The organism is Enterocloster sp. OA13 (assembly GCF_022440595.1).
Classification (GTDB): Bacteria; Bacillota; Clostridia; order Lachnospirales; family Lachnospiraceae; genus Enterocloster; species Enterocloster hominis.
The window spans coordinates 4,637,194-4,657,211 of sequence record NZ_JAKNTF010000001.1 but is presented as its reverse complement, the minus strand read 5'-3'; the positions used below and the strand labels follow the sequence as shown (position 1 = coordinate 4,657,211).

Genomic DNA, 20,018 nt, shown 5'->3' with positions numbered 1-20,018 from the left:
CCGGCCGGCGACAAAAAGGAGAATGACATTATGACCAATCCAGTAGTTACCATTACCATGGACAATGGGGATGTGATGAAGGCAGAATTATATCCCGAGGTTGCACCGAACACAGTGAATAACTTCATCAGCCTGATTAACAAGGGCTTTTATGACGGTAAGATCTTCCACCGGGTAATCAGTGGATTCATGATTCAGGGCGGATGCCCCAACGGCAACGGCATGGGCGGCCCAGGCTACTGCATCAAGGGTGAATTTTCCCAGAACCGTTTTAAGAATGATTTGAAGCACACCCCGGGCGTCCTGTCCATGGCAAGGGCAATGGCCCCCGACTCAGCGGGTTCCCAGTTCTTCATCATGCACAAGGACTCACCCCATCTGGACGGTTCCTATGCCGCATTCGGCAAGGTTACCGAGGGCATGGATATTGTGGACAGGATTGCGGCAGTGCAGACGGATTACCAGGACCGTCCTTTAAAGGAGCAGAAGATTAAGTCCATGACAGTGGAAACCTTTGGGGAGACATATCCGGAACCGGAGACATGCTGATTCTAGTGCAGAGGCAGAAAGCAGGCCACATATGGTAATGGAATACAATATATCACTGGAGGGCAGGTCCCATCCAGTGGTCATATCAGATGAGCCTGAGGCCCTTCTGGCAGCGAAAGCAGCCGGAAGGGCCATTATTGGCGTTGAGAATGATGGAAATAAATGGAATATCACGTGCGCCCACTACATCATTCCTGATTTCACATCCGCCACCAGGGAACTGGCAGAGCTGGTGCTGCGCCGCCACATAGGGCTTCCATGGATAATCGGGACAACAGAACGGCTGATTATCAGGGAGTTCGTGAAAAGCGATGCAGTCCGGATACCAAAAGAGGAGTACGGCATGGAGGAAAATGTATTCCGGTCCCCGGAGCTGATGGCCCATTACATTGAAAAGCAGTATGGTTTCTACGAGTATGGCACATGGGCATTGGAGAAGAAGGAAAGCGGTGCGCTGGTGGGTATGGCAGGCGTATCCAACCCGCGGCTGCCCAAAGACCTGGAAGAAATGCTCAGGCGGTTTGAGACTGGGCTTCCCGGGACTGGGCTTCCTGGGACTGGGCTTCCCGGGGCTGGGCTTCCCGGGACTGGGCTTCCCGGGACTGGGCTTCCTGGGACTGGGCTTCCTGGGACTGGGCTTCCTGGGACTGCATTTTCCGGGAGTGAGGATCCCGGACCGGACAGGGCGGGGCAGAAGCAATGCCTGCCCTGGCTGGAACTGGGGTATCATATTTTCCGGCCCTTCCGCCGTATGGGCTATGCCGGGGAGGCCGTCGCAGCCATCAGGGACTATGCCCATGAGGTACTTGAGGTCCGGCTCTGCGCCATGATTCAGACAAAAAACCAGGCCAGCCGCGCTGTGGCGGAAGGCCTGGGGATGGAATGTATTAGCGGAACAGGTATTCAATCATCTGAAGCACCTCTTCTTTATGCTGAGAGGTGGACATCACGGACAGATAAGGCGGGTTCATGACAATCCCGGTCTGGCTGGCAAAGGAGGTTCCCTCAAGGGAAAGGGCCACGGGCTTAAGGACACCCTGTTCATCCTCTGCGCTGTAGACGGAATCCTTTACCCGGCTGTAGAGTTCAGGGGGAAGGTATTCTTCCAGGTCCTGGAATGCATTGACGGTTTCGTAGTGGCCCACCGCCTCCTGGTCCCCAATGAATACATCCAGGGATCTGCTGGCAACCAGGGCGGATATCTTGGCAAGGCTGGCGTATTCAAACTGGGACATGCCCTCTTCGCCAAAACGGGCTGTCAGGCCCTCATTTATCTCAATCAGGTCCTTTTTGCCAAACCCAAGGGCTTCCCTCAGGCCGGCTTCCAGGTTGGCCGTGGAACTGGCGTTTCCTGCCCGGTCATTGACAATGGCAATGGACAGCCGTGTGGTGAAGGTCTGTCGGTACAGTATGCTGCCAAGGGTCCACAGTGCCGCAACCGCCAGGATAAGGGCCAGGATATGGAATTTATAGTATTCCCAGATATACCATGCCCTGTCTTTGGGGGGCATGTTCCTTAACTTCTGTTTTTCAGTTTCTGCTTCTTTCCGTATGGACATGGGGATGGTTCCTTCCGCAATAAAAATGTCATTTCCTGTAGTATATCATAGAATATGGGACAGTGTATGAAAATTTTATGAAATGAATCCAGCTCTTTGCATTTTCCAGCTAATATGATAGAATAACACCAGGTTCATTAGGATTTTATCTACAGAAAGAAGAGGACATACTATGTTGCAGGGCTTTTTTAATTACGATAATCCGGTATGGCGGTTCATTGGGAAGCTGGGGGACCTGATTCTTCTTAACATCCTCTGGATTGTCTGTTCCATCCCGGTATTCACCATAGGCGCATCCACCACGGCCGTGTATTATGTGACGCTTAAATTGGTACGGGATGAGGGGGATTCCACCATCCGTTCCTTTTTCCATTCCTTCAAGGGGAATTTCAGACAGGCCACTGCAATCTGGATGATCCTTCTGGCGGCAGGCATTGTGCTGGGCATTGATTTCTGGTTCTTTGCCACGGGACAGATGGGGCTTGGGAGCGTGTTAAGCGTTGTGCTTACAGCGGTTTCCGGGGGCATGTTCTTAATCTATCTGTTCATCGCGTCTTATGCATTTCCATTGCAGGCCAGATTCTATAATCCGGTGAAAAGGACACTGCTCAATGCCTTCTTCATGTCTGCCAGGCATCTCCTGCAGACCCTGGGCATCCTTGCGGCTGACGCTGCAATCGTGGCCGCCTCATACTTCGGCCTGTTTTACCTGCCACAGATGTCCGTGCTCCTCATGCTTTTTGGAATGCCCCTTCTGGCATTTGTTAATTCCTATATTTTCAACTCCGTCTTTAAACGCTACATACCGGAGGAGAACGAGGAACATACGGACGGGACGCCGATGCTGGGAGAAGAGGACGAGGCCATGAAGCAGGCCATCGAGAGTTTAAAAGGCAGATAATCTGTTAAAACATATATGATTCATAAACATATCCATACCCCATAAATACACCCATACCCCCACGTTTCCTTACAATATAAAAGCGCTGCCCGTAACACCTGCTATGGGCAGCGCTTTTTACATGACAGGGGCTTTTGCAAAAAAACTGCTGTATTTTTCATTTTGTACTTGAAAAAAAGCAAAAAGTATTGTATACAATATAATGTATTATAAAAACAGAGATACAAACAATATACATAAAGAGGAGCACGGGGATGATTACACATTTACGCTTAAAAGCATACGGCAAAATCAATCTGGCCCTGGATGTGCTGGGAAAGCGCCAGGATGGATACCATGAAGTGCGTATGATCATGCAGACCGTTGGGCTTCATGACCGTATTGACCTGTACAGGACCAGTGAACCAGGCATCCGGATAGAGACAAACCTGTTCTACCTGCCCACCAATGAGCAGAACCTGGCGTACAGGGCTGCAAAGCTTCTGATGGATGAATTCCACATCAGGCAGGGCGTTTCCATCCATCTGCGCAAGTTCATCCCTGTGTCAGCCGGCATGGCGGGAGGAAGCACGGATGCTGCTTCCGTGCTGTTCGGGGTGAATAAGATGTTCGGCCTTGGACTGTCTGTTGGTGAGCTGATGAAGCGGGGCGTGACCCTGGGGGCGGATATCCCCTACTGTCTCATGAGAGGGACAGCGCTTTCAGAAGGAATCGGGGAAAAGCTGTCGGAGCTGCCTCCCATGCCCCAGTGCCAGGTGCTGATTGCCAAACCAGGCATCAGCGTGTCCACCAAAACCGTTTACGAAAGCCTGGACGCCATGGATCTGGCGCCGGAAGACCACCCGGACATAGACGGCATGGTGGAAGCCATACGCCGCAGGGACCTGCTGGATGTGGCCGGCAAGTTCGGCAATGTGCTGGAACTGGTGACAGGGGAGAAGTATCCCATCATTGACAGGATTGAGGGGGTAATGAAGGATTACGGCGCAATCAATGCCATGATGAGCGGCAGCGGCCCAACGGTATTCGGACTATTTACCAACCCCAAGGCTGCGCAGGACGCATATGAGGCGCTGCGTTTTGGAAAGGAATCAGAACTTGCCAAACAGGTTTACCTGACTAACTTTTTTAATGTGGGAAGGAATTCATAACTATTATTATAGAAGGAACATGTGGAGCAGTCATACAGAAGATACGTATCAGGCTGTACAGGAAAGGGGATTCACGGAATGGAGAATAATTTTAAGGTTAACATGAATGAGTATCTGCCGCTGCGGGATGTGGTATTTAACACGTTGCGCCAGGCCATACTTAAGGGGGAGCTGGCACCGGGGGAACGCCTGATGGAAATACAGCTGGCTGAGAAGCTGGGGGTCAGCAGGACGCCCATAAGGGAAGCTATCCGCAAGCTGGAACTGGAAGGCCTGGTGCTCATGATTCCAAGGAAAGGCGCGGAGGTTGCCAAGATATCGGAAAAGAGTTTAAGGGACGTGCTGGAGGTGCGCCGTTCCCTGGAGGAGCTTGCCATTGAACTTGCCTGCCAGAGGATGTCAGAGGAGGATATGGATGAACTGGAGCGCGTGCAGGGAAATTTCAGGAATGCAATTGCCAAAGGGGAAGCCATGACCATTGCGGAAACGGATGAGCAGTACCATGATGTGATTTATCAGGGCACGGGTAATGATAAGCTGGTCCAGATGCTTAATAACCTGAGGGAGCAGATGTACCGCTACCGCCTGGAGTATATAAAGGATGAGGATAAGAGGCAGGTGCTGCTGGTGGAGCACGAACATATCCTGAAGGCACTCAGGAGCCGCAATATCGCGGATGCGAAGAATGCCACCAGGGAACATATTGACAACCAGGAAATCACGGTTTCACGCAATATCAAGGAACAGGATACCGTGGTTTCAGGACGGGGGAGGAAATGATGGCAGAAGGCACATTTAAGGAACGGTATCTTGCAGGGGAGATTCCCTTTGAGGAGATAGACCGTTATATAAGCCGCTGGAACAACAGCGACGATCCCCGCACCCTGGCCCAGTACCTGGGCCTGAATGCGGAGGAAGAGGATGTCTGGATTGATGAGAGCGATGATGCGCTCCAGGATATGCTGGACGGGCAGAAGGGATGAGGTGTCTGGTGCAGGCAGTCAGGGGAGTAACCTGGTGCAGGCAGTTAGGGGAGTAACCTGGTGCAGGCAGTTAGGGGAGTAACCTGGTGCAGGCAGTTAGGGGAGTAACCTGGTGCAGGCAGTTAGGGGAGTAACCTGGTGCAGGCAGTCAGGGGAGTAACCTGGTGCAGGCAGTTAGGGAGTAACCTGGTGCAGGCAGTCAGGGGAGTAACCTGGTGCAGGCAGTTAGGGCAGTAACCTGGTGCAGGCAGACCGGGCAGCAGCCTGATGCAGGCAGCCGGTACAGGAGCCAGCTGAAGCCAGCCGGACCAGGCACTTAACGCAGCAGATCCAGCAGCCGGAAGCGGACACGGACTTCCGGCTTTTTTCCGTCCTTTTCCTTCCGGGGAAGAAGGGCGCCGTAGTCATCCTGGTCCAGAAGGCAGGAAAGTGTCTGTTTGGAGGACTCGGGGACAACGGCGTGGAGGGAATCCGTATAACAGAGGGAAGGATAGAGGACACACCACCAGTTGTGTCCTTTTCCCTGTCCGATGGTTATGCGCACCGCGTCATAGGTGCCGCAGGGGAACACCATGTCCCCATAGGCCTTTGTGGGGAAATAGTCTTTTGTGACCTCCAGGGTGACCCCATAGGGCGCGCCCTGGTCAGCAAGCCAGTCCTCGGACATGGTTTCAATACTGGTTCTGTTGTTTTCCAGCCACTCTATCAGTCCGTCCTTGCCGGTGCTGTCCGGCACCTGGCTGTGGACATAGTCCAGTACAAGGCCTTTCAGGCCAATCTTCAGTTCCTGGTCATGGGCGCTGTCGCTTTCAGCCAGGATATGGAAACGCAGTATCTCCGGCGCAATGCGGGAGGCCAGGGCTTCCTCGCCCGCTGTGCGGGATGACATGGTGATAAGGAATGCGGTGATAAAGCAAAGAGCGGAAATGCACAGACTGATTTTATGTTTCATATATGGTTCATCCTCCCGGAATCAAAGATTTTCAATAATCTGCAAGCAGATGCCAAATTAATTTCTGTTTGTAATTATTGCCACATATGATATACTATAATCATGAAGCAAACGCATTTTTTTGCGTACATAAAGGAGACTGACATGAGTAAACTAACAGTGGCGGTTATATTTGGCGGCCAGTCATCAGAGCACATCGTGTCCTGCATGTCGGCGGTCAATGTCATAGAACACATAGACAGCACACGTTACAATATCGTACTGGTTGGTATTACAGAAGAAGGCCATTGGATAAAGACGGAATCATTGGAAGATGTGAAAAGCGGTGCGTGGAGGGACGGGAAGGTATGGGCAGTCCTCCCGCCTGATGCAACTAAGAAGTGTATTTTACTAATGGATGGAGACAATGTAGAAGAGGTGAAAGTGGATATCGTGTTCCCCATCCTTCACGGGCTTTACGGCGAGGACGGCACGATCCAGGGACTTCTGGAACTGGCCAGGATTCCCTATGTGGGCTGCGGTGTCCTGGCGTCTGCTGTTTCCATGGATAAACTGTATACCAAGATCATCGTATCAGACCTGGGAATCCGCCAGGCCGAATATGAATCGGTTTACAGGGAAGAGTTAGGGGATATGGAACAGGTGGCGTCCAGGATTGAGAAGCATTTCCCTTACCCCGTGTTCATCAAGCCGTCCAACGCAGGTTCCTCCAGGGGAATCAGCAAGGCTGGGAACAGGCAGGAACTGGAGGCAGGGCTTTTGGAAGCAGCCCGCCATGACCGGAAGATCCTGGTGGAAGAAACCATTGTGGGCCGGGAGGTTGAGTGTGCGGTATTCGGCGGTGGCAGCCACGGGATTGAAGCCTCGGGCGTGGGAGAAATCCTGGCAGCCGCGGAGTTTTATGATTTTGACGCCAAGTATTTTAATGAGGAGTCCAGGACGGTCACGGACCCCGTGCTTCCGGATGGGGCCACAGAAAAGGTACGCCGGGCGGCCATGGACATATTCAGGGCAGTGGACGGATACGGTCTGGCCCGGGTGGATTTTTTTGTAAAGGATAACGGAGAAGTAGTATTCAATGAGATTAATACCATGCCTGGTTTTACAGCCATCAGCATGTACCCCATGCTGTGGGAGGCCAGGGGAATCGGGAAGGACCAGCTGGTAGGGATGCTGCTGTCCCATGGTATGGAACGCTACGCATAATGGAAAGAGGATGAACGATGACAAAAGATGTGCTGATCACAATCAGCGGTATCCAGATGATGGACGAAGAAGACTCCGATGTTGAGATGATAGTAAGAGGAGATTATTATCAGAAGAACGGAAAGCACTATATCCTCTATGAGGAAGTGATGGAGGGCTTTGAGGGCAAGGTAAAGAATGTGATTAAGATATCACAGGTCGGGATGGATATCATCAAAAAGGGCATAGCCAACACCCATATGCAGTTCGAGAAAAACAAGAAGAACCTGTCCTGCTATACCACGCCCCTGGGCGACATGGTGGTGGGCATCCAGGCCAATAAGATTAAGATTAATGAACAGCCCGATAAACTGAAGGTGGATATCGATTATTCCCTGGATATTAATTATGAGCATTTGTCAGACTGCAGCATCCGGCTGGATGTACAGTCATGCCCCCAGTCATATGCATCCATGTAAGGACTGTGACGGACAGGAATCCAACAGGGACATATAAAAAAGAAGCGGTCATGCCGCTTCTTTTTAGTTACTTATTCTTCCTGAATCTTGCGAAGAATCCCTTCTTCTTAGGAGGAGTTGGGATAGCGCCCCCGCGCACGCTCTTAATCTGGGTGATGTAAATCCCGCTGATCACAACCTTGGCCTCTGTCTTGATGGGAAGGGATTCGAATACCCGTCCGTCAGCAATCAGAGTCATGACTTTAGGACCGATTTTGGCTTTTACAACCGGTACCTTGGCCCAGCGCATGTACTTGGGCGTCTGGTCTGTCACTGCCTTTGGAAGTCCGGCCTGTGTGAGCTTCATCTTCTTCTTGTCAATCACCAGGATGGATACGGTCTGAGCTGCCGCGTCCAGGAGCTGCTGCTGTTCCACCTGACGCTTCTGAAGCTTGTTCCCCAGAAAATAGAGAACTGCCAGAACCACCACTGCAATGATTAAGATCACAAGCAGTACGTGCATAATGGTATTTGCCATAAAGGTATACCTCCAAACGTAAATATATTATCATTTGCCCCTGTTACCCTGGCAAAACGAGGGTAAAAAAACTACAACCCCTCAGGAGACATTCTATAATAGTATATCATTTTCATAAACAAATTGCAAGCAAAAAATGCTTGACACCTTGACAAGGCTGTGTTATTATGGAGTGTGCACTATTGTGGTGAGGTGGGCTTTTTGCGCCCTTTGGCCTGTGCCTCTCGCCCAATCACAGAGAACGACAGTGATATTTGTGTTTTTACGGAATGGCGTATGGTGCGTCCATACCGTATGAACGGAATGAAAATATTGCGAACCAAATTAGAAAACAGGGGTGAAACGTCAATGGAGAAAAGCAGAATACGTCCGGTACCGGCCGGGAAAAGCGTAAGAATGAGCTACTCAAGACAGAAAGAAGTTCTTGAGATGCCAAACCTGATTGAGATTCAAAAAGACTCCTACCAGTGGTTCCTCGACGAAGGACTCAGGGAAGCGTTTGATGATATCTCTCCGATAGCAGACTTTGCAGGACATTTAAGTCTGGAATTCGTTGACTTTACATTGTGTAAGGATGATATTAAATATACCATCGAAGAGTGTAAAGAACGGGATGCAACTTACGCCGCACCACTTAAGGTAAAGGTAAGACTGTACAATAAAGATAAAGATGAAATGAACGAACACGAGATATTCATGGGCGACCTGCCCCTGATGACAGATACCGGTTCCTTTGTAATTAACGGTGCTGAGCGTGTTATTGTCAGCCAGCTGGTACGTTCCCCTGGTATCTACTACGGTATTGGCCATGATAAGGTAGGTAAGGAACTGTATACCTGTACCGTCATCCCTAACCGTGGCGCATGGCTGGAGTATGAGACAGATTCCAATGACGTATTTTATGTACGTGTAGACAGGACCCGTAAGGTGCCAGTGACTGTTTTAATCCGTGCCCTGGGATTTGGTACCAACGCAGAAATCCTGGAGCTCTTCGGTGAAGAGCCCAAATTATTAGCCAGCTTTGGCAAGGACACATCCGATAATTACCAGGATGGCCTTTTGGAATTATATAAGAAGATCCGTCCCGGTGAGCCTTTATCTGTTGACAGTGCAGAAAGTCTGCTGAACAGCATGTTTTTTGACCCCAGAAGATATGACCTGGCAAAAGTAGGCCGATATAAATTCAACAAAAAGCTTTCCTTCAAGTACCGTCTGAACGGCCAGATACTTGCAGAGGATGTTGTGGATACCACCACAGGCGAGATTCTTGCAGAGGCAGGAACCAAGCTGGATAAGGAATCCGCTATGAAGATTCAGAACGCGGCTGTTCCTTTTGTGTGGGTTGACGGACCCGACAGGAAGCAGAAGGTCCTCTCCAACATGATGGTTGAGCTTTCCGCACATGTTCCATTTGACCCGGAGGAAGTGGGCGTTACCGAGTTAGTATACTACCCGGCCCTGTCTTCTATCCTGGAAGAAGCTGGCACGGATCCGGAGGCGCTGAAGGAAGCCATCCGCAGGAATATCCACGACCTGATACCAAAGCACATCACAAAGGAAGATATCCTTGCTTCCATTAACTATAATATGCACCTGGAGGGCCAGGTGGGCAATGCGGATGACATTGACCATCTGGGCAACCGCCGTATCCGTGCGGTGGGAGAACTGCTTCAGAACCAGTACCGCATCGGTCTTTCACGTATGGAGCGTGTGGTAAGGGAGCGTATGACCACCCAGGACATGGATGGCATCACCCCCCAGTCCCTGATTAATATCAAGCCCGTGACCGCGGCCGTAAAGGAGTTCTTCGGAAGTTCCCAGCTGTCCCAGTTCATGGACCAGAATAACCCGCTGGCAGAGCTGACCCATAAGCGCCGTCTGTCCGCCCTGGGACCTGGCGGTCTGTCCAGGGACCGTGCCGGATTCGAGGTACGTGACGTACACTATACACATTACGGTCGTATGTGTCCTATCGAGACGCCTGAAGGTCCTAACATCGGTCTGATTAACTCCCTGGCAACCTATGCAAGGGTGAACCAGTACGGCTTCATCGAGGCGCCTTACCGTGTGGTGGATAAGACCACGGACCCTGCCAATCCAAGGGTAACGGATGAGGTTGTATACCTGACCGCGGACGAGGAAGATAACTTCGTGGTTGCCCAGGCCAACGAGGCCCTGGATGAGGAAGGCCATTTCATCCATAATAATGTATCCGGACGTTTCCGCACAGAGACATCCGAGTTCCAGAAAAAGACCATTGACCTGATGGACGTATCCCCCAAGATGGTATTCTCCGTGGCAACGGCCATGATTCCTTTCCTGGAGAACGACGATGCCAACCGTGCCCTCATGGGTTCCAACATGCAGCGTCAGGCAGTGCCCCTTCTGACCACGGAAGCGCCTGCAGTAGGAACCGGTATTGAGTCAAAGGCAGCGGTCGACTCCGGCGTGTGTGTGGTTGCCAGGAATGCGGGCGTTGTAGAGCGTTCTGCTTCCAATGAGATCATCATCAAGAGGGATAAGGACGGCAACCGGGATGTTTACCATCTGACCAAGTTTAAGAGAAGCAACCAGAGTAACTGTTACAACCAGAAGCCAATCGTGTATAAGAACGACCATGTGGAAGCCGGCGAGGTCATTGCGGACGGTCCGTCCACTGACAACGGTGAAATCGCGCTGGGCAAGAACCCCTTAATCGGATTCATGACATGGGAAGGTTACAACTACGAGGATGCTGTCCTTCTTTCTGAGCGTCTGGTTCAGGAAGATGTATATACATCGGTCCACATCGAGGAATACGAGGCGGAAGCCCGTGACACCAAGCTGGGACCGGAAGAAATCACCCGGGATGTTCCCGGTGTGGGTGAGGATGCCCTGAAGGATCTGGACGAGCGCGGAATCATCCGCATCGGTGCAGAGGTCCGCGCAGGAGACATCCTGGTGGGTAAGGTTACTCCTAAGGGAGAGACTGAGCTGACTGCTGAAGAGAGGCTGCTGCGCGCCATCTTCGGTGAGAAGGCAAGGGAAGTGCGTGACACGTCCCTTAAGGTACCCCACGGCGCATACGGCATCATTGTGGATGCAAAGGTGTTCACAAGGGAGAATGGAGACGAGCTTTCACCTGGCGTGAACGAGACCGTACGCATCTATATTGCCCAGAAACGTAAGATTTCCGTGGGCGATAAGATGGCCGGACGTCACGGCAACAAGGGTGTTGTGTCCCGTGTGCTTCCTGTTGAGGATATGCCCTTCCTGCCCAATGGCCGTCCCCTTGATATCGTGCTTAACCCCCTGGGCGTGCCGTCACGTATGAACATCGGACAGGTGCTGGAAATCCACTTAAGCCTTGCAGCCAAGGCCCTGGGCTTTAATGTATCCACCCCTATCTTTGACGGTGCAAACGAGAATGACATCATGGATACCCTGGAATTGGCTAACGATTACGTTAACCTGCCATGGGAAGAGTTTGAAGTTAAATATAAAGACCTTATTAAGCCTTCTGTTATGGATTACCTTGGCGCCCACTTAGAGCACCGGGAACTGTGGAAAGGTGTTCCAATCAGCAGGGATGGAAAAGTGCGCCTGCGCGACGGACGTACCGGCGAGTTCTTTGACGGGGCCGTTACCATCGGACACATGCACTACCTGAAACTGCACCATCTGGTTGACGATAAGATCCATGCCCGTTCAACCGGACCATACTCCCTGGTTACACAGCAGCCACTGGGCGGTAAGGCACAGTTCGGCGGACAGCGTTTCGGTGAGATGGAGGTTTGGGCACTGGAGGCATATGGCGCTTCCTATACCCTGCAGGAAATCATGACAGTTAAGTCCGATGACGTTGTAGGCCGTGTAAAGACCTATGAGGCCATCATCAAGGGCGAGAATATACCTGAGCCGGGCGTGCCTGAGTCCTTTAAGGTACTCCTTAAGGAGATGCAGTCCCTTGGCCTGGATGTACAGGTCCTGAGGGATGACGGCACCGAGGTTGAGATGGCGGAAAATATTGATTACGGCGATACTGAGCTGCGCGCCATGTTAGAGGGCGACCGCCGCTTTGGCTCTTCTGAGGAGCCCTATGCTGAGTTCGGATACCAGAAGCAGGAGTTCAAGGATAATGAACTTGTGACAGTGGAGGACGAAGTAGCAGTAGAGGACGATTTGGCCGATGATTACACCGACGATGCGGAGGACGAACTGATTTTGGACGACGCTGTTGACGGTGAAGACGAAGAATAAGAAGGGAGTTAATGCTCATGCCAGAAACTAATGAAACTTATCATCCAATGACATTTGATGCCATTAAGATTGGTCTGGCCTCCCCTGATAAGATTCTGGAGTGGTCCCATGGCGAGGTTAAGAAGCCTGAGACCATCAACTACAGGACATTAAAGCCTGAGAAGGACGGACTGTTCTGTGAGAGGATCTTCGGGCCTAGTAAGGACTGGGAGTGTCATTGCGGTAAATACAAAAAGATTCGTTATAAAGGTGTTATCTGCGACCGGTGCGGCGTGGAAGTTACAAAGGCAAGTGTCCGTAGAGAGCGCATGGGCCACATCAAGCTGGCCGCTCCCGTATCCCATATCTGGTATTTTAAGGGTATTCCCAGCCGTATGGGACTGATTCTGGACATCTCGCCCAGGACACTGGAGAAGGTGCTGTATTTCGCCTCCTACGTTGTGCTGGACGCCGGTTCAACCAGCCTGCAGTATAAGCAGGTCCTGTCCGAGAAGGAATACAGGGAAGAGGTTGAGAAGTACGGCGGCACCGGCGGTTTCCGTGTGGGAATGGGCGCTGAGGCAGTCCAGGAACTGCTCCGCTCCATCGACCTGGAGAAGGATTCCCAGGACCTGCGCAAGGCACTGGCCGACTCCACGGGACAGAAGCGTGCAAGAATCATCAAGAGATTAGAGGTAGTGGAGGCATTCCTGACCTCCGGCAACCGTCCTGAGTGGATGATCATGGATGTGATTCCTGTAATCCCGCCGGATATCCGTCCCATGGTACAGCTGGACGGCGGACGTTTCGCCACCTCTGACCTCAATGACTTATACAGAAGGATCATCAACAGGAACAACCGTCTTGCAAGACTGCTGGAACTGGGCGCTCCGGACATCATTGTCCGCAACGAGAAGCGCATGCTCCAGGAGGCAGTGGACGCCCTGATTGACAACGGCCGCCGCGGCAGGCCTGTAACAGGACCCGGCAACCGCGCCCTTAAGTCACTTTCCGATATGCTGAAAGGTAAGCAGGGACGTTTCCGTCAGAACCTGCTTGGTAAGCGTGTTGACTATTCCGGACGTTCGGTTATCGTGGTTGGACCTGAACTTAAGATTTACCAGTGCGGACTTCCCAAGGAAATGGCCATCGAGCTGTTCAAGCCCTTTGTAATGAAGGAGCTTGTATCCAACGGAACCGCCCACAATATAAAGAATGCCAAGAAGATGGTGGAGAGGCTGCAGCCCGAGGTATGGGATGTGCTGGAGGATGTCATCAAGGAGCATCCTGTCATGCTGAACCGTGCCCCTACGCTCCACAGGCTTGGTATCCAGGCATTTGAACCGATCCTGGTTGAGGGTAAGGCGATTAAGCTGCATCCTCTTGTGTGTACTGCGTTCAACGCCGACTTTGACGGCGACCAGATGGCCGTGCATCTGCCACTGTCCGTAGAGGCCCAGGCAGAGTGCCGTTTCCTCCTGTTAAGCCCTAACAACCTGTTAAAGCCTTCTGACGGCGGCCCGGTTGCGGTTCCTTCACAGGATATGGTGCTTGGTATCTACTACCTGACCCAGGAGCGCCCCGGTGCAAAGGGCGAGGGCATGGTATTCAAGAACGTCAACGAGGCAATCCTGGCCTATGAGAACCAGGAGGCAACCCTGCATTCACGTGTGAAGGTAAGGGTTACAAAGACCATGGCCGATGGCACGGTGAAGACAGATATCATTGAATCCACCATCGGACGGTTCATTTTCAATGAAATCATTCCCCAGGACCTGGGATTTGTGGACAGAAGCGTTCCTGGCAATGAATTGAAGCTGGAAGTGGATTTCCATGTTGCCAAGAAGCAGTTAAAGCAGATCCTTGAGAAGGTCATCAATGTCCATGGCGCTACCCAGACAGCCGTGACACTGGACGATATCAAGGCAATCGGTTACAAGTATTCCACCAGAGCAGCCATGACCGTATCGATTTCCGATATGACCGTGCCTGCAAGCAAGCCAAAGCTGATTGAGGATGCCCAGGCAACCGTGGACCAGATTGCCAAGAACTACCGCCGCGGCCTCATCACTGAGGAGGAGCGTTACAAAGAGGTTATCGAGACATGGAAGACCACCGATGACCAGCTGACCCATGACCTGCTGACCGGCCTGGATAAGTACAACAACATCTACATGATGGCTGACTCCGGCGCCCGTGGTTCTGATAAGCAGATCAAACAGCTGGCAGGTATGCGCGGACTGATGGCGGATACCACAGGACACACCATCGAGCTTCCTATCAAGTCCAACTTCCGTGAAGGCCTGGACGTACTGGAGTACTTCATCTCCGCACACGGCGCGCGTAAAGGTCTGTCCGATACGGCCCTGCGTACGGCTGACTCCGGTTACCTGACAAGGCGTCTGGTAGACGTTTCACAAGATCTGATCATCCGTGAAGTGGACTGCTGTGAGGGCAGGGATATCCCGTTTATGGAAATCAAGGCTTTCATGGACGGCAATGAGGTCATCGAGGACCTGGAAGAGAGGATTACAGGACGTTATATTGCCGAGACCATCACTGACCCGGATACAGGCGAGGTCGTGGTTAAGGCTAACCATATGTGCACGCCTAAGCGCGCGGCAGCTGTCATGAAGGTGCTGAATAAGACGGGACGTAAGACCGTCAAGATCCGTACCGTCTTAAGCTGTAAGTCCCATATCGGCGTATGCGCCAAGTGTTACGGCGCCAACATGGCAACAGGCCAGCCCGTACAGGTAGGTGAAGCGGTCGGAATCATTGCGGCACAGTCCATCGGTGAGCCTGGAACACAGCTGACCATGCGTACGTTCCATACGGGCGGCGTGGCCGGCGGTGATATCACACAGGGTCTTCCCCGTGTAGAGGAGCTTTTCGAGGCCCGTAAGCCAAAGGGTCTTGCCATCATCACTGAGTTCGGCGGCGTGGTGCAGATCAAGGACACCAAGAAGAAGCGCGAGATTACGGTGACGGACAACGAGACAGGCAACTCCAAGACCTATCTCATCCCTTATGGTTCCAGGATTAAGGTCCTGGACGGCCAGGTACTGGAAGCCGGCGATGAGCTGACGGAAGGAAGCATCAATCCTCACGACATCTTAAAGATTAAGGGTGTGCGTGCGGTACAGGATTACATGCTTCAGGAAGTCCAGCGTGTATACCGTCTCCAGGGCGTGGAAATCAATGATAAGCATATCGAGATGATTGTCCATCAGATGCTTAAGAAAATCAAGATTGAGGAGAGCGGCGACAGCGATGTGCTGCCGGGCGTATCCATGGATGTCCTTGATTATAATGAGATGAATGAGGCGCTGATTGCAGACGGCAAGACACCGGCAGACGGAAGGCAGGTAATGCTTGGTATCACCAAGGCATCCCTGGCAACCGACTCCTTCCTGTCGGCAGCATCCTTCCAGGAAACCACCAAGGTCCTGACCGAGGCAGCCATCAACGGCAAGATTGACCATCTGATTGGCCTGAAGGAAAATGTAATCATCGGTAAGCCTATCCCGGCTGGTACGGGTATGAAGCGCTACCGCAATGTGAAGCTGGATACGGACGACATGGCTTCGGATGATATCCTGCTGTCAGAGGATGACGAGATCATCCTTTCTTCAGAGGATGACAACGAGATTAACCTGACTGAGGATAATGTTGCGGAGGAAGTCCTGGCATTGGACGATATGGCGGATATTGATGAGGACGATGTTGAAGTGACGGAAGAATAGAATCTGATATGGATATGGAAAAACCATGGGAATCCCGGGAGGGAGGACCATGGTTTTTTTGCGTCGTGATGAAAAAGTTCTGGTAAAAACAGGATGAAATATCTGGAAGGGGAGCGGCCGGCATATAAGATATGTACACCGCTCCCACATTTTTGATACCCGGACCCTCATCAGACCATTACCAGTTCAATCCCTTTGCCGCGGATAATCTCCGCCCATTCGCCGGAAAGTCCTGTGTCGGTGATGATCATGTCAAGTACATCCATTTTTTCAAAGTATACGGTTTTCACGGTTCCGAATTTGCTGGAATCCGCCACTAATATCTTTTTGAGGGCAGACTTAAGGACGGTCTGTTTCACTGCAACCTCAAAGTCATGTGCGCACGTCATGCCTAAAGCGGTATGTACACCCGATGCAGATAAGAACAGCTTATGTGCGCGGATGGTCCCCAGGAAATTAATGTTCTCCGCTGATTCAAACATCTGGTCACTGGGATGGAAATACCCACCGGCAAAAATAATGTTCATCCTATCCCGGTTAGCCAGTTTGACCAGTATGTTCAGGTTATAGCAGGCCACAGTCAGGTCCATGCCATAGGGGATATAATCAGCAATCCGGTCCGTGGTGGATCCGTTGTCAAGGATTATGACCTCTCCTGGCTCAATCAGGCTGGCCGCATATTTTGCAATGCGGCTTTTCTGTTCGTCCATGGAACCGCTTGCCCATGACAGGCTGTAAATATTCTCAATATTTTCATAAAGGCTATGTGGCGCGTTTTTGCAAAGAACCGCTTTTCCATATGAACGTTCCACGATACCTTCTGCCTGAAGCTCATCTAAATCACGGCGAACCGTCATAAGGGATACCTCCAGACGTTCTGATAACTCACGCACGGTCATAGTGTCCTGGCTACGAAGGATGTCCACCATCTTAGAAAGCCGCTGCCTTTTTTTCTCCATAATTACCTCTTCCTGATGGGCAAATGTCTTGAACCTGCCTGTTTGCCTACGGTATATATTGTTTGCCTGCATGATGAAAACGAACAAACGAACAGGGCATCAACAAGCAGATACAATTACCCCTGTATTCATATTATACAATGTAAAAGAAATTGTCAATCCAAAAAGGGAAGAAAAATGTTTGACTTTTTAAAGTATATGTTTGTTTTGCTCAAAAAGTTTGTGTTATGGACCCTATGGGGAATGCAGGAGTTGTAGCGAAGGGGGGATTTAGAGAGGCTGGGGGTTCAGAGGAAGGGGGAAGTATCAGGGCTGTCGGAATGTGTGCTGGAAGATGAGGGAATATGGGTTCATGGAAATAATTGCAGTGCATTCCGGATGATTTTCATAAGTGGACCTAATCAATTGGTATCTGATAAAGAAACGAACAAAAATAAAAAGAATGAAATAAAAATGTTTCAGTTTTGACAAACACACCATGGAATGATTGATATTATGCACAATTTTAGTGACATATTTTTGATATTATGTACAATTTTTATAATAATGGACAATAAAATGTTGACTATAAAAAAACTATGTGCTAATATTGATATAAATCAAACATAAAACGCAAAAAGTAACAAAAAGAAACTAAGAACGAACAAATATTTCGTGGGAGGAAGCTTAATGTCAAAAAAAATTGTCAACCAGGCAGATGATGTTGTAGCGGAGATGATGGAAGGGTTTATTGCTGCTTATAGCCGTTATTATGAGAGGATTGATGATGTGAACGGTGTGCTCTATAAAAAGCACAGGGAAAACCAGGTTGGGCTGGTGATTGGGGGCGGAAGCGGACATGACCCCATGTTTGCCGGTTTTGTGGGACGGGGGCTGGCTGATGCGGCTGCCTGCGGAAATGTGTTTGCCTCCCCGGACCCGGGAACCATCATGGAAGTGGGGCAGGCCGTCCATGGAGGCAAGGGTGTCCTTTTTATCTATGGTAATTATGCGGGAGATAATCTGAACTTTGATATGGCGGAAGAAATGCTTCAGGATGAAGGGATTAAAACCGCCCATGTGCGGACCTGGGATGACTGTGCATCCGCGCCCCCTGACCGTGTGGAGGACAGAAGGGGGATTGCGGGGAACGTGTTCGTCATCAAGATAGCCGGGGCTGCCTGTGATGAGGGCCTTGAATTAGAGGAGGTGGTGCGGGTTACTGAGAAAGCCAGGGCCGCGCTGCGGACCATCGGTGTCGCCACCAGCCCGGGACAGATACCCGGCTCTGAGAAGCCAACGTTCCAGCTGGCGGAGGATGAACTGGAGTATGGGATGGGCATCCACGGTGAACCGGGAATCAAGCGGGCCAAAATGTGCCCGGCCGATGAACTGACCCAGGTTATGTACCAGAACCTGGTAAAGGATATGCCTTTAGCTCCAGGCGATGAGGTCTGTGTACTGGTTAATGGTCTTGGCTCCACCACAATCATGGAGATGAGCATTGTCTACCGCAAGCTTAAGGAACTGTTGGATTCGGACGGCGTCACTGTATATGACGCGGACATTAACAATTATTGTACCTGCATGGAAATGGGAGGATTTTCAATTTCCGTCATGAAAATGGATGATGAACTGAAAAAGTATTATGATGCCCCCTGCCATAGCCCTTATTATACGAGAGAGGATAGGTGAGACAATGCTGGGAACGCTGAATGAACAGAATGTCCGGGAACTGATTACATACATAGCTGACAGGATAATTGAGAACAAGGCGTATTTAACGGAAGTGGACAGCGCCATTGGGGACGGGGACCATGGAATCGGCATGGCCCTGGGGATGCAGAAGGCAAAGGATAAGGTGGCAGCGGCATCGGATTGCGGGAATGCATACGCCTTATTTGAACTGGCCGGGAAAACCATGCTGATGAGCATGGGAGGGGCTTCCGGTGTCATATTCGGAAGTCTTTATCTGGGCGGGGCTAAGAATGCAGGGCCTGCGTCTGAGCTTACGGCAAAGGACCTGTACCTGATGCTGGAAAAAAGCCTTGCTGTCATCCAGGAAAGGGGCAAGGCCCAGCTGGGGGACAAAACCATGGTGGATGCCCTGGAACCAGCAGTAAAAGCCATGGGCATGACCTGGGACCAGGGACTGCTTCCCATGCTGGAAGCCGCGGAAAAGGCTGCGGCACAGGGCGTGGAAAACACCAAACAGTATCAGGCCAAATATGGGCGGGCCAAATCCCTGATGGAGCGTTCCGTCGGGCACCAGGATGCAGGAGCCACTTCGGTCTGGATCATCCTACGGTCCATGCGGGAGTTTGTGGAACAACAATGAATCTTGACAAAACGGAATGGAGGAAACTGACATGACAAGTTGCGTTGTCATAGGCTGTGATAATGCTGCGGTGCCTATGAAGGATATTTTAAAGCGCTCGATTGAGGAGATGGGCATTACTGTGGAGGACATGGGGGTGTCAAGCGAGTCAGACCAGCTGCCCTATGCCCTGACTGCCAAGGCTGTGTGCGATAGGATTATTGACAGCGGTTATGAGAAACGGGGGGTGCTGATATGCGGTACTGGAATCGGTATGTGCATGACAGCCAATAAATTTAAGGGAATCCGGGCAGCCGTGGGACACGATATTTTTTCCGCCCAGCGTTCCGTGCTCAGCAATAACGGCAATGTCATCTGTTTTGGGGCGCGCGTCATTGGGCCGGAGCTGGCAAAAACGATTTTAAAGGAATGGCTGCAACTGGATTATATTGACGGCCCTTCCACTCCCAAAATAAAGGTAATCACGAATTTGGAATCAGCGAATTTCCGCTGAAGAATCCTT

17 protein-coding genes are annotated in these 20,018 nt (G+C 51.1%); 13 read left to right on the top strand and 4 right to left on the bottom strand.

Annotated elements, in window-relative coordinates; genetic code table 11:
- Positions 1-30 precede the first annotated feature (30 nt).
- Positions 31-549 carry a peptidylprolyl isomerase gene (locus tag MCJ35_RS20655; protein ID WP_008719844.1) on the top strand — a complete coding sequence of 173 codons (519 nt, stop codon included), beginning with the start codon at positions 31-33 and terminating at the stop codon, positions 547-549.
- A 31-nt stretch (positions 550-580) separates the two neighbouring features.
- Positions 581-1,522 carry a GNAT family N-acetyltransferase gene (locus MCJ35_RS20650; RefSeq protein WP_025485538.1) on the top strand — a complete coding sequence of 314 codons (942 nt, stop codon included), beginning with the start codon at positions 581-583 and terminating at the stop codon, positions 1,520-1,522.
- Here the strand turns inward: MCJ35_RS20650 and MCJ35_RS20645 are convergent.
- Positions 1,437-2,108: a hypothetical protein gene (locus MCJ35_RS20645; RefSeq protein WP_025485539.1), complete on the bottom strand. Its 672-nt coding sequence runs from the start codon at positions 2,106-2,108 to the stop codon at positions 1,437-1,439. The genes MCJ35_RS20650 and MCJ35_RS20645 overlap by 86 nt on opposite strands.
- Positions 2,109-2,280: 172 nt before the next feature.
- Here MCJ35_RS20645 and MCJ35_RS20640 point away from each other — a divergent pair, with 172 nt between their 5' ends.
- The 4 genes from MCJ35_RS20640 to MCJ35_RS20625 all read left to right on the top strand — a co-directional run bounded on the left by MCJ35_RS20640 (position 2,281) and on the right by MCJ35_RS20625 (position 5,143).
- Positions 2,281-3,009, top strand: a complete 729-nt coding sequence (locus tag MCJ35_RS20640; protein ID WP_025485541.1) for a YesL family protein — start codon at positions 2,281-2,283, stop codon at positions 3,007-3,009.
- 254 nt (positions 3,010-3,263) lie between these two features.
- Positions 3,264-4,160 carry a 4-(cytidine 5'-diphospho)-2-C-methyl-D-erythritol kinase gene (ispE, locus tag MCJ35_RS20635; protein WP_240299634.1) on the top strand — a complete coding sequence of 299 codons (897 nt, stop codon included), beginning with the start codon at positions 3,264-3,266 and terminating at the stop codon, positions 4,158-4,160.
- Positions 4,161-4,238: 78 nt separating this feature from the next.
- Entirely contained in the window at positions 4,239-4,940 is a 702-nt protein-coding gene (locus tag MCJ35_RS20630; RefSeq protein WP_008719836.1) for a GntR family transcriptional regulator, read from the top strand.
- A complete protein-coding gene (locus tag MCJ35_RS20625; protein ID WP_008719834.1) occupies positions 4,940-5,143 on the top strand; it encodes a hypothetical protein in 204 nt (67 codons plus the stop codon). The genes MCJ35_RS20630 and MCJ35_RS20625 overlap by 1 nt, the downstream gene beginning before the upstream one ends.
- Positions 5,144-5,459: 316 nt before the next feature.
- On the opposite strand, the gene spoIIR is transcribed toward MCJ35_RS20625, so the two are convergent.
- Entirely contained in the window at positions 5,460-6,095 is a 636-nt protein-coding gene (gene spoIIR / locus MCJ35_RS20620; RefSeq protein ID WP_008719832.1) for a stage II sporulation protein R, read from the bottom strand.
- Positions 6,096-6,239: 144 nt separating this feature from the next.
- Between spoIIR and MCJ35_RS20615 the strand changes: the two genes are divergently transcribed.
- Together MCJ35_RS20615 and MCJ35_RS20610 are read left to right on the top strand one after the other, a co-directional pair.
- Positions 6,240-7,301 carry a D-alanine--D-alanine ligase family protein gene (locus MCJ35_RS20615; protein WP_025485542.1) on the top strand — a complete coding sequence of 354 codons (1,062 nt, stop codon included), beginning with the start codon at positions 6,240-6,242 and terminating at the stop codon, positions 7,299-7,301.
- Positions 7,302-7,318: 17 nt separating this feature from the next.
- Complete coding sequence (locus tag MCJ35_RS20610) at positions 7,319-7,759, top strand: YwiB family protein (protein WP_008719828.1); 441 nt, start codon at positions 7,319-7,321, stop codon at positions 7,757-7,759.
- 67 nt (positions 7,760-7,826) lie between these two features.
- Here MCJ35_RS20610 and MCJ35_RS20605 read toward each other — a convergent pair whose 3' ends face one another.
- The gene (locus MCJ35_RS20605) at positions 7,827-8,276 is read right to left on the bottom strand and encodes a hypothetical protein (RefSeq protein ID WP_008719826.1); all 450 of its coding nucleotides are present in this window, start codon (positions 8,274-8,276) and stop codon (positions 7,827-7,829) included.
- A gap of 348 nt (positions 8,277-8,624) precedes the next feature.
- On the opposite strand from MCJ35_RS20605, the gene rpoB reads away from it, so the two are divergent.
- Together rpoB and rpoC are read left to right on the top strand one after the other, a co-directional pair.
- The gene (rpoB, locus tag MCJ35_RS20600; RefSeq protein WP_008719823.1) at positions 8,625-12,515 is read left to right on the top strand and encodes a DNA-directed RNA polymerase subunit beta; all 3,891 of its coding nucleotides are present in this window, start codon (positions 8,625-8,627) and stop codon (positions 12,513-12,515) included.
- A gap of 11 nt (positions 12,516-12,526) precedes the next feature.
- The gene (rpoC, locus tag MCJ35_RS20595) at positions 12,527-16,240 is read left to right on the top strand and encodes a DNA-directed RNA polymerase subunit beta' (protein WP_025485543.1); all 3,714 of its coding nucleotides are present in this window, start codon (positions 12,527-12,529) and stop codon (positions 16,238-16,240) included.
- Between the two features lie 170 nt (positions 16,241-16,410).
- Here rpoC and MCJ35_RS20590 read toward each other — a convergent pair whose 3' ends face one another.
- Complete coding sequence (locus tag MCJ35_RS20590; protein ID WP_025485545.1) at positions 16,411-17,199, bottom strand: DeoR/GlpR family DNA-binding transcription regulator; 789 nt, start codon at positions 17,197-17,199, stop codon at positions 16,411-16,413.
- Between the two features lie 669 nt (positions 17,200-17,868).
- Here MCJ35_RS20590 and MCJ35_RS20585 point away from each other — a divergent pair.
- The 3 genes from MCJ35_RS20585 to MCJ35_RS20575 are packed head-to-tail and all read left to right on the top strand — an operon-like array spanning position 17,869 to position 20,009.
- Positions 17,869-18,873: a dihydroxyacetone kinase subunit DhaK gene (locus tag MCJ35_RS20585; protein ID WP_025485547.1), complete on the top strand. Its 1,005-nt coding sequence runs from the start codon at positions 17,869-17,871 to the stop codon at positions 18,871-18,873.
- 4 nt (positions 18,874-18,877) lie between these two features.
- Positions 18,878-19,516 carry a dihydroxyacetone kinase subunit DhaL gene (dhaL, locus tag MCJ35_RS20580; protein ID WP_034577535.1) on the top strand — a complete coding sequence of 213 codons (639 nt, stop codon included), beginning with the start codon at positions 18,878-18,880 and terminating at the stop codon, positions 19,514-19,516.
- Between the two features lie 31 nt (positions 19,517-19,547).
- Positions 19,548-20,009 carry an RpiB/LacA/LacB family sugar-phosphate isomerase gene (locus tag MCJ35_RS20575; protein ID WP_025485548.1) on the top strand — a complete coding sequence of 154 codons (462 nt, stop codon included), beginning with the start codon at positions 19,548-19,550 and terminating at the stop codon, positions 20,007-20,009.
- The last annotated feature ends 9 nt before the right edge of the window (positions 20,010-20,018 follow it).

Bases quoted from the DNA above. Each gene is read 5' to 3' on its own strand.
- MCJ35_RS20585 (WP_025485547.1), top strand. From the start codon at position 17,869: ATGTCAAAAAAAATTGTCAACCAGGCAGATGATGTTGTAGCGGAGATG.
- rpoB (WP_008719823.1), top strand. From the start codon at position 8,625: ATGGAGAAAAGCAGAATACGTCCGGTACCGGCCGGGAAAAGCGTAAGA.
- MCJ35_RS20655 (WP_008719844.1), top strand. From the start codon at position 31: ATGACCAATCCAGTAGTTACCATTACCATGGACAATGGGGATGTGATG.
- MCJ35_RS20640 (WP_025485541.1), top strand. From the start codon at position 2,281: ATGTTGCAGGGCTTTTTTAATTACGATAATCCGGTATGGCGGTTCATT.
- dhaL (WP_034577535.1), top strand. From the start codon at position 18,878: ATGCTGGGAACGCTGAATGAACAGAATGTCCGGGAACTGATTACATAC.
- MCJ35_RS20605 (WP_008719826.1), bottom strand. From the start codon at position 8,276: ATGGCAAATACCATTATGCACGTACTGCTTGTGATCTTAATCATTGCA.
- MCJ35_RS20630 (WP_008719836.1), top strand. From the start codon at position 4,239: ATGGAGAATAATTTTAAGGTTAACATGAATGAGTATCTGCCGCTGCGG.
- ispE (WP_240299634.1), top strand. From the start codon at position 3,264: ATGATTACACATTTACGCTTAAAAGCATACGGCAAAATCAATCTGGCC.
- MCJ35_RS20610 (WP_008719828.1), top strand. From the start codon at position 7,319: ATGACAAAAGATGTGCTGATCACAATCAGCGGTATCCAGATGATGGAC.
- rpoC (WP_025485543.1), top strand. From the start codon at position 12,527: ATGCTCATGCCAGAAACTAATGAAACTTATCATCCAATGACATTTGAT.
- MCJ35_RS20650 (WP_025485538.1), top strand. From the start codon at position 581: ATGGTAATGGAATACAATATATCACTGGAGGGCAGGTCCCATCCAGTG.
- MCJ35_RS20590 (WP_025485545.1), bottom strand. From the start codon at position 17,199: ATGGAGAAAAAAAGGCAGCGGCTTTCTAAGATGGTGGACATCCTTCGT.
- spoIIR (WP_008719832.1), bottom strand. From the start codon at position 6,095: ATGAAACATAAAATCAGTCTGTGCATTTCCGCTCTTTGCTTTATCACC.
- MCJ35_RS20645 (WP_025485539.1), bottom strand. From the start codon at position 2,108: ATGTCCATACGGAAAGAAGCAGAAACTGAAAAACAGAAGTTAAGGAAC.
- MCJ35_RS20615 (WP_025485542.1), top strand. From the start codon at position 6,240: ATGAGTAAACTAACAGTGGCGGTTATATTTGGCGGCCAGTCATCAGAG.
- MCJ35_RS20575 (WP_025485548.1), top strand. From the start codon at position 19,548: ATGACAAGTTGCGTTGTCATAGGCTGTGATAATGCTGCGGTGCCTATG.
- MCJ35_RS20625 (WP_008719834.1), top strand. From the start codon at position 4,940: ATGGCAGAAGGCACATTTAAGGAACGGTATCTTGCAGGGGAGATTCCC.